The organism is Diaphorobacter sp. LI3 (assembly GCF_022807955.1).
Classification (GTDB): Bacteria; Pseudomonadota; Gammaproteobacteria; order Burkholderiales; family Burkholderiaceae_C; genus Diaphorobacter; species Diaphorobacter nitroreducens.
Map to the genome: position 1 here is coordinate 2,359,298 of NZ_CP094346.1, position 17,557 is coordinate 2,376,854.

Here is a 17,557-nt window from a genome sequence, read left to right on the forward strand (position 1 = left end):
ATGTGCGTGCCGCGCGTCGCGCAGCGGACCCGCAGGCGTCGGGTGAAACCCTGCCGCGGCGCGTCAGGGCGCCTTTGTACCCGGCCGCACCGCGCCGCCCACCAACCCCGTGGAGAGCGCCGTGCCGCACGCAATGACCACGCCGCAGCCCAGCATCCACGGCGTCACCGCTTCGCCCAGAAACACCGCGCCGTAGAACACTGCGAACACGGGCGCCAGGAAAGTCACGGCCAGCGCCCGGCTGGGGCCGGCATTGGCAATCAGGCGAAAGTAGAGGATGTACGCAATGCCCGTGCACAGCACGGCAATGGCGGCGATGGCCGCCCAGGCGCGCAGGCTCGGCGTCTGCGCGGGCCAGGCCCACCACATGGGCAGGGCCAGCCCGAGCGCCGCGCCCACCTGGCTGCCCGTGGCCGTGGCCAGTGGCGGAATGCCCACCAGGTAGCGCCGTGCGTAACTGGCGGCCACCGCATAGCAGGTGGACGCCAGCAGGCACGCCGCGATGGCCCAGCCCGCCTGGCTGCCGCTGGCGCCCACGCCAGCCGGTGCGCGCCAGGCCAGCAGCGCCACGCCGACGAAGCCCAGCGCCAGCCCCGCCCAGCGCAGCCGGCTGATGCGGTCGCCCAGCCACAGCCAGGCCACCAGCGCGCCGAACAGCGGCACCGTCGCATTAAGAATCGATGTCAGCCCGGTGGCTATGTGCATCACCGCCCAGGCGAACAGCGCGAACGGAATCGCCGAGTTGATGAGCCCGGCGAACAGCACGGGCCGCCAGTGGCGCCGCAGCGCGGGCCATTCGCCCCGGTGCAGCAGGAAGGGCCAGAGGAACAGGGCGGCCATCAGCACGCGCAGCCCGGCCATGGGCAGCGGGCCGAACTCGGCCGCGCCCAGGCGCATGAAGAGGAACGACGCCCCCCACAAGCTGGACAGCAGCACGAACTCGCCCACCCAGGCGGGCGCGGGGGGGGAGAGGGCCTCAGCGCTCGTGTGTGGTGCTGTCATGCGAAATTCAATAGAGGGGTGAAGGGAACGGCGCGGGCTTGCGGGCCCGACTCCAGCGCCAGCAGCGCCTTCTTGCGCGGCAGCCCCCCCGCGTAGCCGGTGAGGGCGCCCGCACTGCCGACGGCGCGGTGGCAGGGCACGACGACGCTGAGGGGGTTGCGGCCCACGGCCGCGCCCACGGCACGCACCGCGGTAGGCCGGCCGATCTGGCGTGCCAGCGCGCCATAGCTGGTGGTGGCGCCGTGCGGAACGGCCAGCAACGCCTGCCACACGGCCTGCTGGAAGGGTGTGCCGCCCGACAGGTCCAGCGGCAGATCGAACCGCGTGCGTTCGCCCCGCAGAAACTGCTGCAGTTGCTGGGCCGCCGCGCGCAGCACGGGATGGGCATGGTCTGTGGGCCACGCGGGCGCGGCATCCAGTTGCGCAGGCTGGTGGCGCTGGCCGTCGAACCAGAGCCCGACCAGGCCTTTGGCGCTGGCGGCCAGACGCACGTCGCCCAGGGCCGTTGCGATGCGGCTTTGCACGGTGTCGCGGGGGTATTGCATGGTGAATCCTTCATTAAACGCGAAATTTGCCTTTTGCGCAGGCGCACCCAGCGCCGGCAGCTATTGGTCTGATAGCGCCAGAGCCAAACCACTCCACGCGCGCAGCACGCCATAGCTGCGCCAGGGGCGCCAGGCGCGCGCTGCCTCGGTGGCGGCGCGCGCGGGTTGCGGCTGGCCCTGCACACCCAGCGCCTTGTGCAGCGCCACGTCCCCGGCCGGAAAGGCGTCGGGCCAGCGCAGGGCGCGCATGGCGATGTACTGCGCCGTCCAGTCGCCAATACCGGGCAGGGCACGCAGCGCGTCCAGCGTGGCGGGTACGTCGGCGCTGGCATCCAGCAGCAGCGTTCCCGCGTCCACGGCCTGCGCAAGCGTCACGATGGCGGCCTGCCGCTGGCGCACGATGCCCAGGCTGCCCAGTGCGTCCCCTTCTGCCCCGGCAAGAGCGGCCGGTGTGGGAAACAGCCGATGCAGGTCTGGCCATGGCGTGGCGATGGGCTCGCCAAAGCGTTCCACCAGCCGCTGCGCCAGTGTGCGCGCGGCGGCCACCGTGATCTGCTGGCCCAGCACGGCGCGCACCGCCAGCTCGAAGCCGTCGAACGCGCCCGGCACACGCAGGCCGTCGCCCTCCGGGAAGGAGGGGTGCAGCACCGCGTTGATGGCCTGCGGGTCCGCGTCCAGGTCGAACAATGCGCGCACCCGCGCGATGAGCTGCGGCAGCACGGGCTGCAGGCCGTCGCTGACGCGCAGCCACAGCTGGGGGCGCCCGTCATCGAAGCCGGCTTCCAGCCAGCCGGTGAAAACGGTGCCCGCGCTTGCCAGCCGCACCGTTCTGCGCAGAATCTGCGCCCCCGGCCCGGTGCGGATGCTCTCCATGCCGTGGATCTGCCGGGCCGCCAGAAAGCCCATCAGCGCGGCCGTGTCGTAGGGCGGGCGCAGGCCCAGACGCACCGCTCGAGCGCCTGCCTGTACCCCATCGGATGCGGCGCCTTGCCGGCGCAACTGGGTGGGATTGAGTCCGTAGTGGGTATTGAAAGCCGCGTTGAAGCGGCGCACGCTGGCAAAGCCGCTGGCCAGCGCCACCTGGGTGACGGGCAGATCGGTATCGGTCAGCAACTGCTTGGCCGCCAGCAGCCGGCGCGTCTGCAGGTACTGCAGCGGCGAGATGCCCAGCGCGGCCTCGAAGATGCGGCGCAGGTGCCGGTCGCTCACGCCCAGGCGCGCGGCCAGCTGCGCCACCACGGCGCCGCTTTCGCACGCGCCCCAGGACTGCGGCGCATCCAGCATCCGCAGCGCCTGGCGCACGAGGATGCCCGATGCGTCCTGCACCGACCAGGCCAGCGCCTGCGGCGCCAGCTCGGGCCGGCAGCGCAGGCAGGGGCGAAAGCCGGCACTCTCGGCCTGCGCCGCCAGCGTGAAAAAACGGCAGTTTTCGCGCCGGGGCGTGCGTACGGCACAGACGGGACGGCAGTAGATTCCGGTGGAGGTCACGCCGGTGAAGAACCGTCCGTCAAAACGCGCATCCCGGGCCCGCAGGGCCAGGTAGCGGGCCTCGTCGTCGTCGGCCGCAGAGGCGGTGCTGGCGGGTGGAGCAGGGGAATGAAGAACGTCGGGCATGGGGCCATGATAGGCACGCGCAGCCGTTCTACTGGCCGTTTTCGGACATGCGCCTGGCCGGCCTCAGTTGGGCCCCCGGCTGACAAGGGCGCGCCTGGACCGGGCCTACAATTCCGGCCTCTCTGCCGGCCTTCCTGCCGGCCTTGCCTGGACGGCGGACCTCCCGGTCCCGCCCCTATCTCCAAGGAATCCCCTGTGCAGCTTTCTCCCGCGATCTTCAAGGCCTACGACATCCGCGGCATCGTGCCCAGCACGCTCAACGACGACGTGGCCCGTGCCCTCGGCCGGGCCTTTGGCACCGCCGCACTCGCGCAGGGCGAGCGTACGGTGGCTGTGGGACGCGACGGGCGCCTGTCGGGCCCCGCGCTCTCGGCCGCGCTGATCCAGGGCCTGGTGGACGCGGGCATCGAGGTCATCGACATCGGCATGAGCACCACGCCCCTGCTGTACTTCGCAGCCAGCACGCTATGCGCCAGCGGCATCCAGGTCACGGGCAGCCACAACCCCAAGGACTACAACGGCTTCAAGATGGTGCTGGCCGGTCGCGCGATCTACGGCGAGGAAATCCAGCAGTTACGCCGCACCATGGAGCAGCAGAGCTGGCAACTGCACGAAGGGGGCCACGTGCGCCATGAGGACGTGCTGCCCGCCTACGTGCAACGCATCGTGGGCGACGTGAAGCTCGCGCGGCCCATGAAGATCGTGGTGGACAGCGGCAACGGCATCGCCGGCGCGTCGGCGCCCGGCATCTTCCGTGCATTGGGCTGCGAGGTGATCGAGCTGTTCTCCGAGGTGGACGGCAACTTCCCCAACCACCACCCCGACCCCAGCAAGCCTGACAACCTGCGCGACGTGATCGAGGCCTTGAAGAGCAGCGACGCCGAACTGGGCCTGGCCTTCGACGGCGACGGCGACCGCCTGGGCATCGTGACCAAGGACGGCCAGAACATCTTCCCCGACCGGCAGATGATGCTGTTCGCCCAGGATGTGCTCTCGCGCGTGCCGGGCGCACCCATCCTGTTCGACGTGAAGTGCACGCAGCGCCTGGCGCCCGCCATCGAGGCCGCGGGCGGCCAGCCGCAGATGTACAAGACCGGCCATTCGCTCATCAAGGCACGCATGAAAGAGCTTGACGCGCCCCTGGGCGGCGAGATGAGCGGCCACATCTTCTTCAAGGAACGCTGGTTCGGTTTTGACGACGGCACGTATGCAGGCTGCCGCCTGCTGGAAATCCTGAGCCGCCATGCCGACCCCAGCGCCGTGCTGAACGCCCTGCCCACGAGCCATTCCACGCCCGAACTCAACGTGCATTGCGAGGAGGGCGAGCCCCATCGCCTGACGGCCGAGTTGCAGGCGCTAGCGGCCGACGCGTTTGCGCCACCGGCCCGCATCAGCACCATCGACGGCCTGCGCGTGGACTGGCCCGATGGCTTTGGCCTGATCCGCGCCAGCAACACCACGCCGGTGCTGGTGCTGCGCTTCGAGGGCCACACCGACGCCGCGCTGCAGCGCATCGAAGCCGCCATGCTGGCGCTGCTGGAACGCGTGAAGCCCGGCGCCCAGGTGGGCGGCGCCGCGCACTGATCGCGGGCAGCGCGGGCGGCATGCACCAAGTCATCCTGTGGCTCTACAGCCTGGCCGTGTGGCTGGCCACGCCGCTGCTGCTGCGCAAGCTGCGCCGCCGTGCGCTCACCGAGCCCGGCTACGCCGTGGCCGTGCCCGAGCGCTTCGGCCACTACCCGCCGCCCATGGACAGCCTGTCGCCGTCATCGGAGACCGAAGCCGACGAGCAGTTCATCTGGATCCACGCCGTCTCCCTGGGGGAGACACGCGCGGCGGCCATCCTGCTGAAGGAACTGCGCCCGTTGCTGCCCGGCATGCGCCTGCTGCTCACCCACGGCACGGCCACGGGCCGGGCCGAGGGCGAAAAGCTGCTGCTGCCCGGCGACGTGCAGGTGTGGCAGCCCTGGGACACGCCCGGGGCCGTGCGGCGCTTTCTGCGGCAGTTCCGCCCGTCTATCGGCATCCTTATGGAGACGGAGATCTGGCCCAACCTCGTCGCGGCCTGCCGCCGGCGGCGCATCCCGCTGGTGCTGGCCAACGCGCGGCTCAACGAAAAGTCGCGCGCCGGCGCGCGCCGGCTGGGCTGGCTGTCGCGCCCGGCCTACGCCGGCCTGTCGGCCGTGTGGGCGCAGACCGAAGACGACGCCGCCCGCCTGCGCGACGTCGGCGCGCATGTGGCAGGAGTCTTCGGCAACCTGAAGTTCGACGTGGTGCCGTCACCCGCCCTGCAGGCGCAGGGCCGCGCGTGGCGCGCCGCCAGCGCCCGACCGGTGGTGCTGCTGGCCAGCAGCCGCGAGGGCGAAGAGGCCATGTGGCTGGAGGTTTTGAAGCAAAAAACGCCTCTAGCGCCCGCCAATCAAGCGCCAGCAGCTATTGATTCAGGAGTGAATCAATCCGTGCAGTGGTTGGTGGTCCCGCGCCACCCCCAGCGTTTTGACGAGGTGCAGCGCCTGTGCGAGGCCGCCGGCCTGCGCGTGTCGCGGCGCAGCCAGTGGACCGCGCAGCCGGACAGCGCCGATGTGTGGCTGGGCGACTCGCTGGGCGAGATGGCGCTGTATTACGGTCTGGCCCACGTGGCGCTGCTGGGAGGCAGCTTTGCGCCGCTGGGCGGGCAGAACCTCATCGAGGCCGCGGCAGGCGGCTGCCCCGTGGTCATGGGCCCGCACACCTTCAACTTTGCCGAGGCCGCGCGCCTGGCCATCGACGCTGGCGCCGCCCTGCGCGTGGCCGACATGGCCGAGGGCGTGGCCGCCGCGGCCGCCCTGGCGCAGGACCCGCAGCGGCGGAGGGCGCTGTCCGAGCGCTGCGTGGCGTTCACCGAGGAGCACCGCGGCGCGGCCCTGGACACGGCCCTGGCCGTCCTGCAGCGCCTGCGCGAGGCCGTGGACGACCGTCCCGACTGAGCGGTCCGCCCGCGTTTCCTGCGATCACGACTGCGAGGGCGCTGACACAGCGCAAGCCGCCGGCGTTGCCTGTCTCGCCAAGCAATGCCGGGATGGCAGAGAATCGCTCCATCATGATGGACAAGCACTACCTCACGCCCCTGTTCACGCCCAGCTCCATCGTCGTGCTGGCCGGCAACGCCGATGCGCCCGATACGCACACGCCCCAGGCCAAGGTGCTGCGCGAGGCGCTGGCCGCCCAGCGCTTCACGGGCACGCTCACCTACCTGGACATCCATACCAGCGGCACGCTGGCCGACCTGGCGCAGACGCGTGCGGACCTGGCCATCATCGCCCAGCCGCCGCAGGACCTTCCCGCCGCGCTGGAGGTGGCGGGGCGCATCAACTGCCGCTCGGCACTGGTGCTGTCCAACGGCGTGGATGCGCAACTGGCCGAGCAGCTGCGCAAGATCGCGCGTCGCGAGGGCATCCACCTGCTGGGGCCCAATTCGCTGGGCATGCAGCGGCCGTCGCTGCAATTGAATGCCAGCGCCGCGGGGCCGCTGGCGCGCGAGGGGTCGCTGGCACTGGTGTGCCAGTCGGGCGCGCTCACCTCGTCCATCCTGGATTGGGCCAGCAACAACGCGGTGGGCTTTTCCAGCGTGATCTCGCTGGGCCCGCACACCGACGTGGGGCTGAGCGAGGCGCTGGACTTCCTGGCCAACGATGCGCGCACGCAGAGCATCGTGGTCTACATGGAGGGCATCCAGAATGCGCGCCGATTCATGAGCGCCCTGCGATCGGCGGCCTATGCCAAGCCGGTGGTGGTGCTCAAGGCGGGGCGCAAGCCTGCAGGCAACGAGGCAGCGCAGACGCACAGCGCCGCCATCGTTGGCAGCGACGATGTGTTCGACGCCGCGCTGCGCCGCGCGGGCGCCGTGCGCGTGCGCTCGTTCGTGGAGCTGTTCTCGGCCGCCAAGTGCCTGGCCTCGCGCTACCGGCCCGTAGGCAAGCGCCTGGCCATCATCACCAACGGCGGCGGCCCCGGCGTGCTGGCGGCCGACTGGGAGAACGAGATCGGCCTGGACCTGGGCCGCTTTTCGCCCGAGACCTGCGCTGCGTTGGCGCCCAAGCTGCCGCCGCTGGCCTCGCTGGCTGATCTGATCGATCTGTCGGAAGAAGCGGGGCCGGAGCACTATCGCCTGGCGCTGGAGGCGGCGTTCCGTGACAAGCAGATCGATGGCCTGCTGGCCATCTTCTCGCCCAAGGCGGGCGCAGACGCCGAAGCCGTGGCCACCGTGCTGGCCGATGCCAAGCGCCTGGCCTCCAAGCCCTTGCTGTCGTGCTGGATGGGCGACGCCTCGGTGGTGCCGGCGCGCCGCATCCTGCGGGCCGCGCAGATTCCCACCTTCCGAACGCCCGAAGCCGCGGTAGGCGCCTTCGGCAACATCGCCTCGTTCTACCAGAACCAGCAGCTTTTGCAGCAGACACCGCCGCCGCTCACGACGCTGTCCAAGCCCGACATCGAGGGCGCGCGCCTGGTGATCGAGAGCGTGCTGGCCGAGCGGCGCAACGTGCTGACCGAGATGGAGTCCAAGACGCTGCTGGCGGCCTTCCACATCCCGGTGACCAAGACGCTGCTGGCGCGCAGCAGCCACGAGGCGATGATGATCGCCACGCAGCTCGGCTTCCCCGTGGCGCTCAAGATCGATTCGCCCGACATCGCGCACAAGTCCGACGTAGGCGGCGTGGCGCTGAATGTGCACAACGGATCGGCCGCGCGCGATGCCTACACCGACATGGTGCAGCGTGTGGCGCGGGTACAGCCCGGCGCGCGCATCAACGGCGTAACGGTGCAGAAGATGGCACGCGGGCGCCGCGGGCGCGAAACCTGCATCGGCCTGGTCAGCGACGAGCCCTTCGGCCCGGTGATCACCTTTGGCGCCGGCGGCACGATGATCGAGCTCATCAACGACCGCGCGATGGAATTGCCGCCGCTCAACCAATTCCTGGCGCGGCGGCTCATCGACCGCTCGCGCGTGGCCGAGACGCTGGGCGAATGGCGCGGCGCCACCGCCGTGGACCTGGAAGGGCTGGAGCAGGTGCTGCTGCGCGTGTCCGAGATGGTCTGCGCGCTGCCCCAGCTGCGCGAGATGGACATCAACCCCCTGATCGTGGACGAGCAGGGCGCCGTGGCCGTGGACGCGCGCATCGTCATCCATGAAACGGCCCAGGGCGGCTCGCGCGGCGAGGTGGCCGGCTACGGGCACTACGGCCACCTCTCCATCCTGCCGTATCCGGCGCGCTATGAGGCGGTGTGGCCGCTGCGCGGCGGGGGTGAGTACCTGGTGCGCCCGATCCGTCCGGACGATGCGCAGATGGTGCAGCGTCTGGTCAAGGAACTGTCGCCCGAGAGCCGCTACTTCCGCTTCGTGTCGCAGTTGGCCGAGCTGCCGCCTTCCATGCTGGCGCGTTTCACCCTCATCGACTACGACCGCGAGATGGCCCTGGTGGCTGTGCACCGCGAGCGCGTGGTGGACGAGGAGGGCGAGGTGAGCCACAAGGAGCGCATCGTGGGCGTGTCGCGCTACGTGACCAACCCCGACCAGACGAGCTGCGAGTTCGCGTTGCTGGTGGCCGACGACTTCGCCGGCAAAGGGTTGGGCTCGCGCCTGATGCTCAGCATCATGGACGTGGCGCGCGATCGCGGCCTGGCCGAGATCCAGGGCCTGGTGCTGGCCAACAACCCGACCATGCTCAAGCTGATGCGGCGCCTGGGCTTCGAGGTGCGCACCTTCGAGGACGACCCAGAATTCCGCCTGGTGGTGCACCAACTGTAAAAACCGATGGGCTGGCTCGTCACCAAATACCTGATCACCGCGGCGGTGGTGGTCGCCGTGTCCGAAGCAGCCAAGCGCAGCGACAAGCTGGGCGCATTGCTGGCGGCGCTGCCGCTGGTGACGTTCCTCGCGCTGGTCTGGCTGTACGTGGAAAAGCAGCCGCAGGAAAAAATCGCCAACCACGCCTGGTACACGTTCTGGTACGTGGTCCCCACGCTGCCCATGTTTTTGGCCTTCCCCTGGCTGCTGCCGCGCATAGGGTTCGGCCTGACCCTGCTGGCCAGCGCAGCCATCACCGTGGTCTGCTTCGGCCTGTTCGCGCTCGCCGTGCGGCCGCTGGGCGTCGAGTTGCTGCCCTGACCCTGCAGAGCTTTGCGGGACGGCCCACGCGCTATAAACCGTCCATGAAAACCCAGTATTTCACCGCCACCAGCCTGGACGGCTTCCTCGCCACGGAAGACGACTCGCTGGATTGGCTTTTCACCCTGGGCAGCCTGGAGGAATCCAGCTATCGCGCCTTCATCGCGCAGGTGGGTGCCCTGGCCATGGGGTCATCCACCTACGAATGGATGCTGCGCAACGCGGACGCCGTGCGCGCCGAAACGGGCTCCGCCTGGCCCTACACGCAGCCCGCCTGGGTTTTCTCCTCGCGCCGCCTGCCGGGCATCGACGGGGCGGACATCCGCTTCGTGCAGGGCGACGTGCGGCCGGTGCACGCGGCCATGCGCTTGGCCGCGGGGACGAAGAACCTCTGGGTGGTTGGCGGCGGGGACCTTGCCGGCCAGTTCTACGACGCTGGCTTGCTGGACGAGCTGATCCTGCAGGTGGGCTCGATCACGCTGGGACGGGGCAAGCCGCTGTTTCCGCGCCGGCTGCCCGGCACCGCGTTGCGCCTGCTTGACGCACAGCCCCTGGGGACGGGCATGGTGGAGCTGCGTTATGCCGTGAACCGGACGAGTGACCCGGCGGACCTTGACCGCGAATGATGGTCTTTTAGGGCCTGTTCACACTATTTTTGCCAGATGCGTTGCGATCAAAAAGGGCCAGGCGCAAGGCGCCAAACGAAGCTGGGGTGCTACCCCAGCGAGGCTTGGCAACGCCGCGAATGGCCCTTTTTGATCGCAACCCGGAGGGAACGGAGTGAAAACCGCGCCATTCGTCGTTGCCCTCCTAGCCAAGGCCCCGGCCTTGGCGTCGTCACGCGCCTAGATTGGCGCGGTTTTCACGCCATTCGCACTGGCAAAAATAGTGTGAACAGGCCCTAGACCTCTAGCGCTTATCCACCAAGCGCAAGCAGCTATTGTTTATATAGCAATAGCGGTGGGTATCGCAGGGTGTCAGCGACTCAGCAGGCTGTCCACCGCCACCACGTCGTCCATGGACAAGGTGCCGGCGGCCTGCTTGAGGCGCAGCGTGCCCATGAGCACGTTGTAGCGTGCCACGGCCAGGTCGCGCTTGGTCTGGTAGAGCTGGCTCTGGGCGTTGAGCACGTCGATGTTGATGCGCACGCCCACCTCGTAGCCCAGCTGGTTGGCTTCCAGCGCGCTCTGGGTGGACGCCTCGGCCGCCTGCAGCGCCCGCACCTGGCTCTGGCCCGACTGCACGCCGAAGAACGCGGCGCGCGTGGCCTGGGCCACGTTGCGGCGCGCATGGTCCAAGTCGGCGCGCGCCTTGTCTTCCAGCGACAGGGTTTCCTTCACCCGGTTTTGCACCGCGAAGCCCGCGAACAGCGGCAGGTTGAGCGCCACACCCACGCTGGCGACGTTGGCGCGGGAGTGCACGCCCGGCATGGTGACGGTGCCGTTGGGCGTGCGCTGCACGCTGTAGCCCGCCTGCAGGTCCACCGTGGGCAGGTGGCCGGTCTCGGCCTTGGCGGTTTCCAGACGCGCCACGTCCAGCGCGATGGCCGCCTGGCGCACCTGGGGCTGCTGATCTTCCGCGACGTGCACCCAGCTGTTCACATCGGCCGGCTGCACCGCGGGCAGCTGCACCGGCTGGGCCAGGGGCAGCGGGGTCAGGCCCGGGCGGCCCACGGTGTGCTCCAGTGCCAGGCGCTTGACGTGCAGGTCGTTCTCGGCCGCGATCTCCTGGGCCAACACCAGGTCGTGCCGCGCCTGGGCCTCGCGCTCGTCGGTCACCGTGGCGGTGCCGACCTCGAAATTGCGCTTGGCCGCGGCCAGTTGTTCGGCCACGGCAGCTTTTTGGGCCTGCACGAAGGTCAGGGTGTCCTGGGCGGCCAGCACATCGAAATACGCCTGGCTCACGCGCACCAGCAGGTCCTGCTCGGCCCCGTCACGCTGCGCGCGGGCAATGTCGATCCCGCGCTGCCCCTGCTCGAAGCCGATGCGGTTGGCCGGCCGGTACAGCGGCTGCGAGGCCACCACGCCCACGGTCTGGGTAGGGGCGTGCAGGTCCAGCGGGGGCAGGGGGCCACGGGTCAGGTCGGTGCGGGCGTAGGTCACGCCCCCGTTCAGCGCGGCGCTGGGCAGCAGGCCTGCGCGCGCCTGCTCGGCACGGCTGTCGGCGGCCTGCAACTGTGCCTGCGCGGCCTGCCACGGGGCGTCATAGCTGCGCGCCCATTCCACCAGCGTGGACAGGCTCTGCGCCTGCGCGGGCAGGGCGCCCAGCGCGCAGGCGCCCACGGCGAGGGAAACGGAGAGCAACCGTTGCAGTGATGTCATGGCGTTCTTCAGGAAGGTCTGCGGTGATCAATGGGAAGGCTGCAGCACGCCGGGCGACGTCCGTGGTGGCTCAATACCGGGGCACCGCCGGGTCGCGCTCATGCGACCAGGCCTCGATGCCGCCCGTGATATTGGCCACCTGGTCGAAGCCCTGGTGCGCCAGGAAGCCCGCCACCCGCAGGCTGCGCATGCCGTGGTGGCACAAGCAGGCCACAGGGCGGGCGGGGTCCAGTTCATCCAGCCGTGCGGCCAGCTCCCCCATGGGGATGGCCACGAGCTCAAACCCCTGGGGCGTCACGCTGGCGGTCTGCAGCTCCCACGGCTCACGCACGTCCAGCACCAGCGGGCGGCTGCCGGCGTTAGCGGTCAGCCAGTCGGCCAGTTGGGCAGGGCGCACGTGGTCGATCATGCAAAGGTTCCTGAAGGACGCTGAAGGGGTGTCAGAACTTGAAGCGGGTCGGCTCCGGGAAGTGGCGCAGGCGCGGCACCACCACATCCCAGGGTTGAGTGGTCTCGTACCGGTCACCTTGGCGGCGCACGAACGTGGCGCGCATCATCGGCGTGTGGCCCACGAAGGCGCCCAGGCGGCCGCCGTCGCGCAGCAGGCCCAGCAGGCGCTGGGGAATCTCGGCCACCGAGCCGCTGAGCACGATCACATCGAACGGACCATCGGGGATGGGGTCCAGCGCGCCGTCGGACTGGCGCACCTCGGCGTTGTCCACGCCGGCACTGCGCAGGTTCTCGCGGGCGAACTCGGCCAGCTCCGGGACGATCTCCAGCGACACCACGCGCTCGGCGCGCGCGGCCAGCAGCGCGGCCATGTAGCCCGAGCCCGCGCCGATCTCCAGCACGCGGTCGGTGGATTGCACCTGCAGATCCTGCAGCATGCGCGCATCCACGCGCGGCGCCAGCATCACCTGCCCCAGGCGCTCGGCCTCTTCCACCGAGGGGTTCAGCGGGATCTGCGTGTCGATGAAGGCGGCACCCTGGTAGGCCGGAGGCACGAACTCCTCGCGGCACACGGTGGCCAGCAGCTCCAGCACCGCCTCGTCCAGCACATTCCACGGGCGGATCTGCTGCTCGACCATGTTGTAGCGGGCCTGCTCGGTAGGATCGCAAATGTCAGCGGACGTGTTCAGAGGCATGTTCATGGGGTACTCCGGAGGCGGGTCACTGTGGTTCAGACAAACCCCTGATTCTAGGTCGGCCGCACGCACAGCCCCTGCAAGACGTTCTCGGCCTGCAGGCGGATGTACTCCTGCGCGGAGAACGTGTCAGGGTTCGGGATGCACAGCGACAGCGAAGGCTGCGAGAACATCAGGAACATCAAGGGCGCCAGCACCAGGTAGACGGCATGGTCCAGATCCAGCGGGCGGAACTCGCCACGGTCCATGCCGCGCTGCAGGATGCGGCGGATCAGGCGGTGGCCGGGTTCCACGACCTCCCGGCGGTAGAACTCAGCGATCTCCGGGAAGTTGTTGGCCTCGCTCAGCATGAGCTTGCCCAGGCCCGATGCCTTGGTGGAGCCCACGCGCTCCCACCACGTCTGAAAGCAGTACTGCACCAGTTCGCTGCTCGTGCCCTCGAAGGTTTCCATCTCCAGGTCCCATTCAGGGAAGCGGCCCGCAATGTTCTTGCGCACCACGGCCTTGAAAAGGTCTTCCTTGCTGGGGAAGTAGAGGAACAGCGTGCCCTTGGACACGCCCGCGCGCGCGGCGACCTCGTCCACCCGGGTGGCGGCGAACCCTTTTTCCACGAACAGGTCCAGGGCAGCGTCCAGCAATTCACCGGGCCGGGCTTCCTTGCGGCGGCCACGGCGCGGGGGTTCGGACGATTCGGGGACTGGGGGGAGGGCGGCCATAAATTACTGACTGACTGGTTAGTAATATAGCAACCCGCCTTGCCCCCGTCAACGCAAGGGCAGACTTCGGGACGGCGCCTTCGCTTCATTTCTATGATGAGGCTTTCATTCCCTTCATGAGGCGCAATCCCATGTCCGATCTGCAGTCCATCACCCTCGGCGGCGGGTGCTTCTGGTGCACCGAAGCCGTGTTCGACCGCGTGCGTGGCGTGACCGACGTGCAAAGCGGCTATGCCAATGGCGACGTAGCCGAGCCCACCTACGAGCAGGTGTGCAGCGGCACGACCGGCCACGCCGAGGTGGTGCGCGTGACCTTCGACCCCGCGCAGATCGGCGTGCGCGAGATTCTGGAGATCTTCTTCGCCACGCACGACCCCACCACCCTCAACCGCCAGGGCAACGACGTGGGCACGCAGTACCGCAGCGCCATCTACTTCACCGACCCCGCACACCAGGACGTGGCCGAAGAGCTGTTGCGCCAGATGGGGCAGGACAAGCTCTTTGGCGCGCCCGTGGTGACCGAGGTGGCGCCCCTGGTGAACTACTGGCCCGCGGAGGACTACCACCAGGACTACTACCGCAACCACCCCAACCAGGGCTATTGCGCCTTCGTCGTGGGGCCGAAGGTGGAGAAGTTCCGCAAGACCTTCGCACGGCACCTCAAGCCCGGCGCCTGACCGCTGTGCGGCCCAGGTCGCCGCCAGCGGGTCCACCGCCTTCCCAAAGCGGCGCATCCGCGCAGCCTTTTGGGAATCCCCGCGGGTTCCTGCGCTATCCTCCCGGGCCCGCGCCGCAACAGCAGCGCGGTGTTACTTTGGAGGAAGCAACCCATGAAACCCTGGCTCGCCACCCTGCTGCTGGGCTGCGCCGCCGTCGCGCACGCGCAGGAGCACACCGCGCAGCAGACCAAGGTCGACATCGAGCGCCACCGCGCCATGGCCGCGGCGCACGAGGCCGCTGCCAAGTGCTTGGAATCCGGCAAGGGCGAAGAAACCTGCCGCAAGGAATTGCAGGCCGCCTGCAAGAACCTGGCGATCGGCAAGTACTGCGGCATGAAGCACGCCCACTGACGACTGCACCTTTCGCCCAGCCCGCATGTCCCTGACACCCGCGCTCATGCTGCAACTGCGCCGCCGCCTGGCCCTGGCCTGGCTGCTGCTGGCGCTGGTGCTCGCGCCCGCACTCGGGCGCATGCACCAGGTGTTGCACCTGCCCGCAGGGCAAGGGCTGCCGCATGCCTTGCACGACGACGGGCACGCACGGGATGCGGCAAGCGCCGGGCAACAGGCCCTGGACACCCTGCATGCGCTGTTTGCGGGGCACGGGGCCGCCGACTGCCAGGTGCTGGACGAGCAGACGCTGGTGGGCGCCGCGCTGGGCCAGGCCCCCGCGCAGGTCCAGGCACAGCCGCAGCTGCCCCCTGTCAGGTCCCCCGCGCCGGTGCCGCGCGCGGGCCGGGCGGCGCCTTTCCATGCCCGCGCTCCGCCCCTGAGCGCCTGAGGCTCCCCGCCTCGCGCCGCCCCTTTGCGTGCCGGCGCCAAAAAACTCCTCTTTTTATAGCTGCTCGCGCTTGACACATAAGCGTTAGAGGCAGTTTTAAATCAATTTTCAAGCGCGGCCGCGTGCGGCCCGAGCGTTCGCGCGCGCCTGCCGCCTTTTGACGGAAATCGTTGTAATGAACTCCTTCACCCCTTTCGCCCGCATGCCGGGCGCAATGCACCCGCTGGCCTGGGCCGCGCTGCTGTGCCTGACCAGCGCAGCACCCGCCTGGGCGCAGGCGGATGCCCGCCTGCCCGAGGTCACCGTGTCCTCCAGCGGTTTGCAGCTGGGCGTGTCCGAAATGACGCAGCCCGTGTCTGTGCTGGAGGGCGACGCCCTCGTGCGCCAGCGCGAAGCCACGCTGGGCGAAACCCTGGACGGCGAGCCCGGCATCACCGGCAGCCATTTCGGCGCGGGCGCCAGCCGCCCCGTGATCCGCGGCATGGACGGCCCGCGCGTGCGCGTGCTCTCTGACGGGTCCGAACTGCACGACGCCTCCACCGTCAGCCCGGACCACGCCGTGGCGGCCGAGCCGCTGCTGGCCACGCAGGTCGAAGTGCTGCGCGGGCCGTCGGCACTGTTCTACGGCAGCGGTGCCGTGGGTGGCGTGGTCAACGTGCTGGACGGCAAGGTGCCCACGGCCGTGCCCGACAAGGGCTACGAAGGCAGCGCCGAGCTGCGCGCCGGCAGCGCAGCACGCGAAAAGGCCGGCGCTGTCGCGCTGACCGGCGGCGCGGGCAACCTGGCCGTGCACGTGGAGGCCGCCGGTCGGGACGCCGACGACTACCGCGTGGGCAGCGGCTGGGCCGAGGGGCGCCGCGTGCCCGGCAGCTTCAACCGCACGGGTACCGGCAGCGTGGGGCTGTCCTGGGTTGGCAGCCGTGGCTACCTGGGCCTGGCCTTCACACGCCAGAACGCCAAATACGGCCTGCCGGGCCACAGCCACAGTTTCGAAGGCTGCCACACCCATGGCAACCACCTGCACTGCGGCAGCCATGACGAGCACGACCACGATGACGACGGGCATGACCACGACCACGACCACGGTCACGAAGCCGTTCCTGTGGTGGATCTGCGCAGCGAGCGCGTGGACATCCGCGGTGAGCTGCGCGACCCGTTCACCGGCTTCTCCGCGCTGCGCCTGCGCGCGGGCGTGACCGACTACATACACGACGAGGTGGAGGAGGGCACCGTCGCCACCACCTTCAAGAACAAGGCCCACGACCTGCGCGTGGAGCTGCAGCACGAGCCCGTGGCCGGCTGGCGCGGCGTGCTGGGCCTGCAGACCGGGCAGCGCAAGTTCAGCGCGGCGGGAGAAGAGGCCTACGTGCAACCCACCCTCACGCGCCAGTGGGGCGTGTTTCTGCTGGAGGAATACCGCCTGGGCGACTGGCATGGCGACTGGCGCATCGAGACCGCGCTGCGCCACGACCGCCAAAGCGCCGAAGCGCAGGACAGCGGTGTAGAGCGGCGCCACCACGGCACCTCCGCATCGCTGGGCGCGGTGTGGCGCTTTGCGCCTGGTTACGCCGCGGGCGCGAGCATCACCCGCGCCCACCGGGCGCCTACCGCCGAGGAGCTGTACGCACGCGGCTTGCACATGGCCACGTCCACCTACGAGCGTGGCGACGCCAGTCTGCGTGCGGAAACCTCGCGCAACATCGACCTGAGCCTGCGCAAGACCAGCGGGGACACCACGTTTGACGTGAGCGTGTTCCACAACCGCATCCGCAACTACATCTACGGCCGCACGCTCGACGAACTGGACGGCCTGCAGCTGCTGCAGTACAGCCAGGCGGGCGCCACCTTTACCGGCATGGAGGGCCGGGTGCGCCAGCGCATCACGCAGCGCCTGGGGGTCACCCTGTTCGGCGACAGCGTGCGTGCCCGCCTGGACGGTGGCGAGCGGCTGCCGCGCATCGCCCCCGCACGCGTGGGCCTGCGCCTGGATGCCAACTGGCGCGACTGGGACGGCGCGGTGGAATGGGTGCAGGTGGCGCGGCAAAACCGCGTGGCCGCGTTCGAGACCGCCACGCCTGGCTACGGCATGCTGAACCTGGGCCTGGCCTACAACGGCCGCACGGGCAGTGGCACGCCGTGGCAGGTGTACCTGAAGGCGCGCAACCTCACGGACCGCCTGGCCTACGCCCACACCTCGTTCATCAAAGACGCGGCCCCGCTGGCAGGGCGCAACGTGACGGTGGGCGTGCGCGTGTCGTTCTGACACCGCCATCCCCGGCCCGCGGCGGGTGCGCATGCACATCCGCCGCGCAGCACGCACGGCGGCGCACCAAAGACCGCGCGCCGCCGTGCGACAAGGTTGTCCCGCGGGCTGCGCACTGCTAGCATGCGCGCCCATGTTCCCGACCACACCCGTCCGCCGCACCCTTGCGCGCAACCGCGTGGGCGTCGTGGCGCGTGTGCTCTGGCCATACCAGCCGGTCGCACATTCCTCCGCCCGGCGATAAAGCACCCTTCCTCTTTCCAACGCGCAGAACCACCATCGCCGGGCACCCGCCCTGCGCAACGG

Annotated in this window: 16 protein-coding genes; 9 read left to right on the top strand and 7 right to left on the bottom strand. The window is 69.7% G+C overall.

Annotation, left to right across the window (positions count from 1 at the left end; genetic code table 11):
• Positions 1-63: 63 nt before the first annotated feature.
• The 3 genes from MRB47_RS10950 to MRB47_RS10960 are packed head-to-tail and all read right to left on the bottom strand — an operon-like array spanning position 64 to position 3,161.
• Entirely contained in the window at positions 64-1,002 is a 939-nt protein-coding gene (locus tag MRB47_RS10950; RefSeq protein WP_123676714.1) for a DMT family transporter, read from the bottom strand.
• Complete coding sequence (locus MRB47_RS10955) at positions 999-1,547, bottom strand: methylated-DNA--[protein]-cysteine S-methyltransferase (protein WP_220637421.1); 549 nt, start codon at positions 1,545-1,547, stop codon at positions 999-1,001. The genes MRB47_RS10950 and MRB47_RS10955 overlap by 4 nt, the downstream gene beginning before the upstream one ends.
• A 60-nt stretch (positions 1,548-1,607) precedes the next feature.
• Positions 1,608-3,161: a DNA-3-methyladenine glycosylase 2 family protein gene (locus MRB47_RS10960; protein ID WP_252100687.1), complete on the bottom strand. Its 1,554-nt coding sequence runs from the start codon at positions 3,159-3,161 to the stop codon at positions 1,608-1,610.
• A gap of 195 nt (positions 3,162-3,356) precedes the next feature.
• Between MRB47_RS10960 and MRB47_RS10965 the strand changes: the two genes are divergently transcribed.
• The 5 genes from MRB47_RS10965 to MRB47_RS10985 all read left to right on the top strand — a co-directional run bounded on the left by MRB47_RS10965 (position 3,357) and on the right by MRB47_RS10985 (position 9,932).
• Entirely contained in the window at positions 3,357-4,745 is a 1,389-nt protein-coding gene (locus tag MRB47_RS10965; protein ID WP_252100688.1) for a phosphomannomutase/phosphoglucomutase, read from the top strand.
• Between the two features lie 20 nt (positions 4,746-4,765).
• A complete protein-coding gene (locus tag MRB47_RS10970) occupies positions 4,766-6,127 on the top strand; it encodes a 3-deoxy-D-manno-octulosonic acid transferase (RefSeq protein ID WP_252100689.1) in 1,362 nt (453 codons plus the stop codon).
• Positions 6,128-6,240: 113 nt separating this feature from the next.
• Positions 6,241-8,946: a bifunctional acetate--CoA ligase family protein/GNAT family N-acetyltransferase gene (locus MRB47_RS10975; protein WP_015913357.1), complete on the top strand. Its 2,706-nt coding sequence runs from the start codon at positions 6,241-6,243 to the stop codon at positions 8,944-8,946.
• Between the two features lie 6 nt (positions 8,947-8,952).
• Positions 8,953-9,306 carry a DUF3147 family protein gene (locus MRB47_RS10980; protein WP_011805267.1) on the top strand — a complete coding sequence of 118 codons (354 nt, stop codon included), beginning with the start codon at positions 8,953-8,955 and terminating at the stop codon, positions 9,304-9,306.
• 44 nt (positions 9,307-9,350) lie between these two features.
• Entirely contained in the window at positions 9,351-9,932 is a 582-nt protein-coding gene (locus MRB47_RS10985) for a dihydrofolate reductase family protein (RefSeq protein WP_252100690.1), read from the top strand.
• Positions 9,933-10,283: 351 nt separating this feature from the next.
• Here MRB47_RS10985 and MRB47_RS10990 read toward each other — a convergent pair whose 3' ends face one another.
• From MRB47_RS10990 to MRB47_RS11005, 4 genes are all read right to left on the bottom strand, one after another.
• Entirely contained in the window at positions 10,284-11,627 is a 1,344-nt protein-coding gene (locus MRB47_RS10990) for a TolC family outer membrane protein (RefSeq protein WP_252100691.1), read from the bottom strand.
• A gap of 70 nt (positions 11,628-11,697) precedes the next feature.
• On the bottom strand, positions 11,698-12,036 hold the full coding sequence (locus MRB47_RS10995; RefSeq protein WP_011805270.1) for a rhodanese-like domain-containing protein: 339 nt from the start codon (positions 12,034-12,036) through the stop codon (positions 11,698-11,700).
• A 31-nt stretch (positions 12,037-12,067) separates the two neighbouring features.
• Positions 12,068-12,778, bottom strand: coding sequence for a protein-L-isoaspartate O-methyltransferase family protein (locus MRB47_RS11000; RefSeq protein ID WP_252100692.1), 711 nt, complete (start codon positions 12,776-12,778; stop codon positions 12,068-12,070).
• Between the two features lie 47 nt (positions 12,779-12,825).
• Positions 12,826-13,488 (bottom strand): TetR/AcrR family transcriptional regulator, encoded by a 663-nt coding sequence (locus tag MRB47_RS11005; RefSeq protein WP_088886759.1) that lies wholly within the window; start codon positions 13,486-13,488, stop codon positions 12,826-12,828.
• A gap of 131 nt (positions 13,489-13,619) precedes the next feature.
• Here MRB47_RS11005 and msrA point away from each other — a divergent pair, with 131 nt between their 5' ends.
• From msrA to MRB47_RS11025, 4 genes are all read left to right on the top strand, one after another.
• The gene (gene msrA, locus MRB47_RS11010) at positions 13,620-14,165 is read left to right on the top strand and encodes a peptide-methionine (S)-S-oxide reductase MsrA (RefSeq protein ID WP_011805273.1); all 546 of its coding nucleotides are present in this window, start codon (positions 13,620-13,622) and stop codon (positions 14,163-14,165) included.
• Positions 14,166-14,318: 153 nt separating this feature from the next.
• Entirely contained in the window at positions 14,319-14,558 is a 240-nt protein-coding gene (locus MRB47_RS11015) for a hypothetical protein (RefSeq protein ID WP_015913363.1), read from the top strand.
• A 25-nt stretch (positions 14,559-14,583) separates the two neighbouring features.
• A complete protein-coding gene (locus MRB47_RS11020) occupies positions 14,584-14,988 on the top strand; it encodes a hypothetical protein (RefSeq protein WP_252100693.1) in 405 nt (134 codons plus the stop codon).
• Positions 14,989-15,163: 175 nt separating this feature from the next.
• On the top strand, positions 15,164-17,251 hold the full coding sequence (locus MRB47_RS11025; RefSeq protein WP_252100694.1) for a TonB-dependent receptor domain-containing protein: 2,088 nt from the start codon (positions 15,164-15,166) through the stop codon (positions 17,249-17,251).
• The last annotated feature ends 306 nt before the right edge of the window (positions 17,252-17,557 follow it).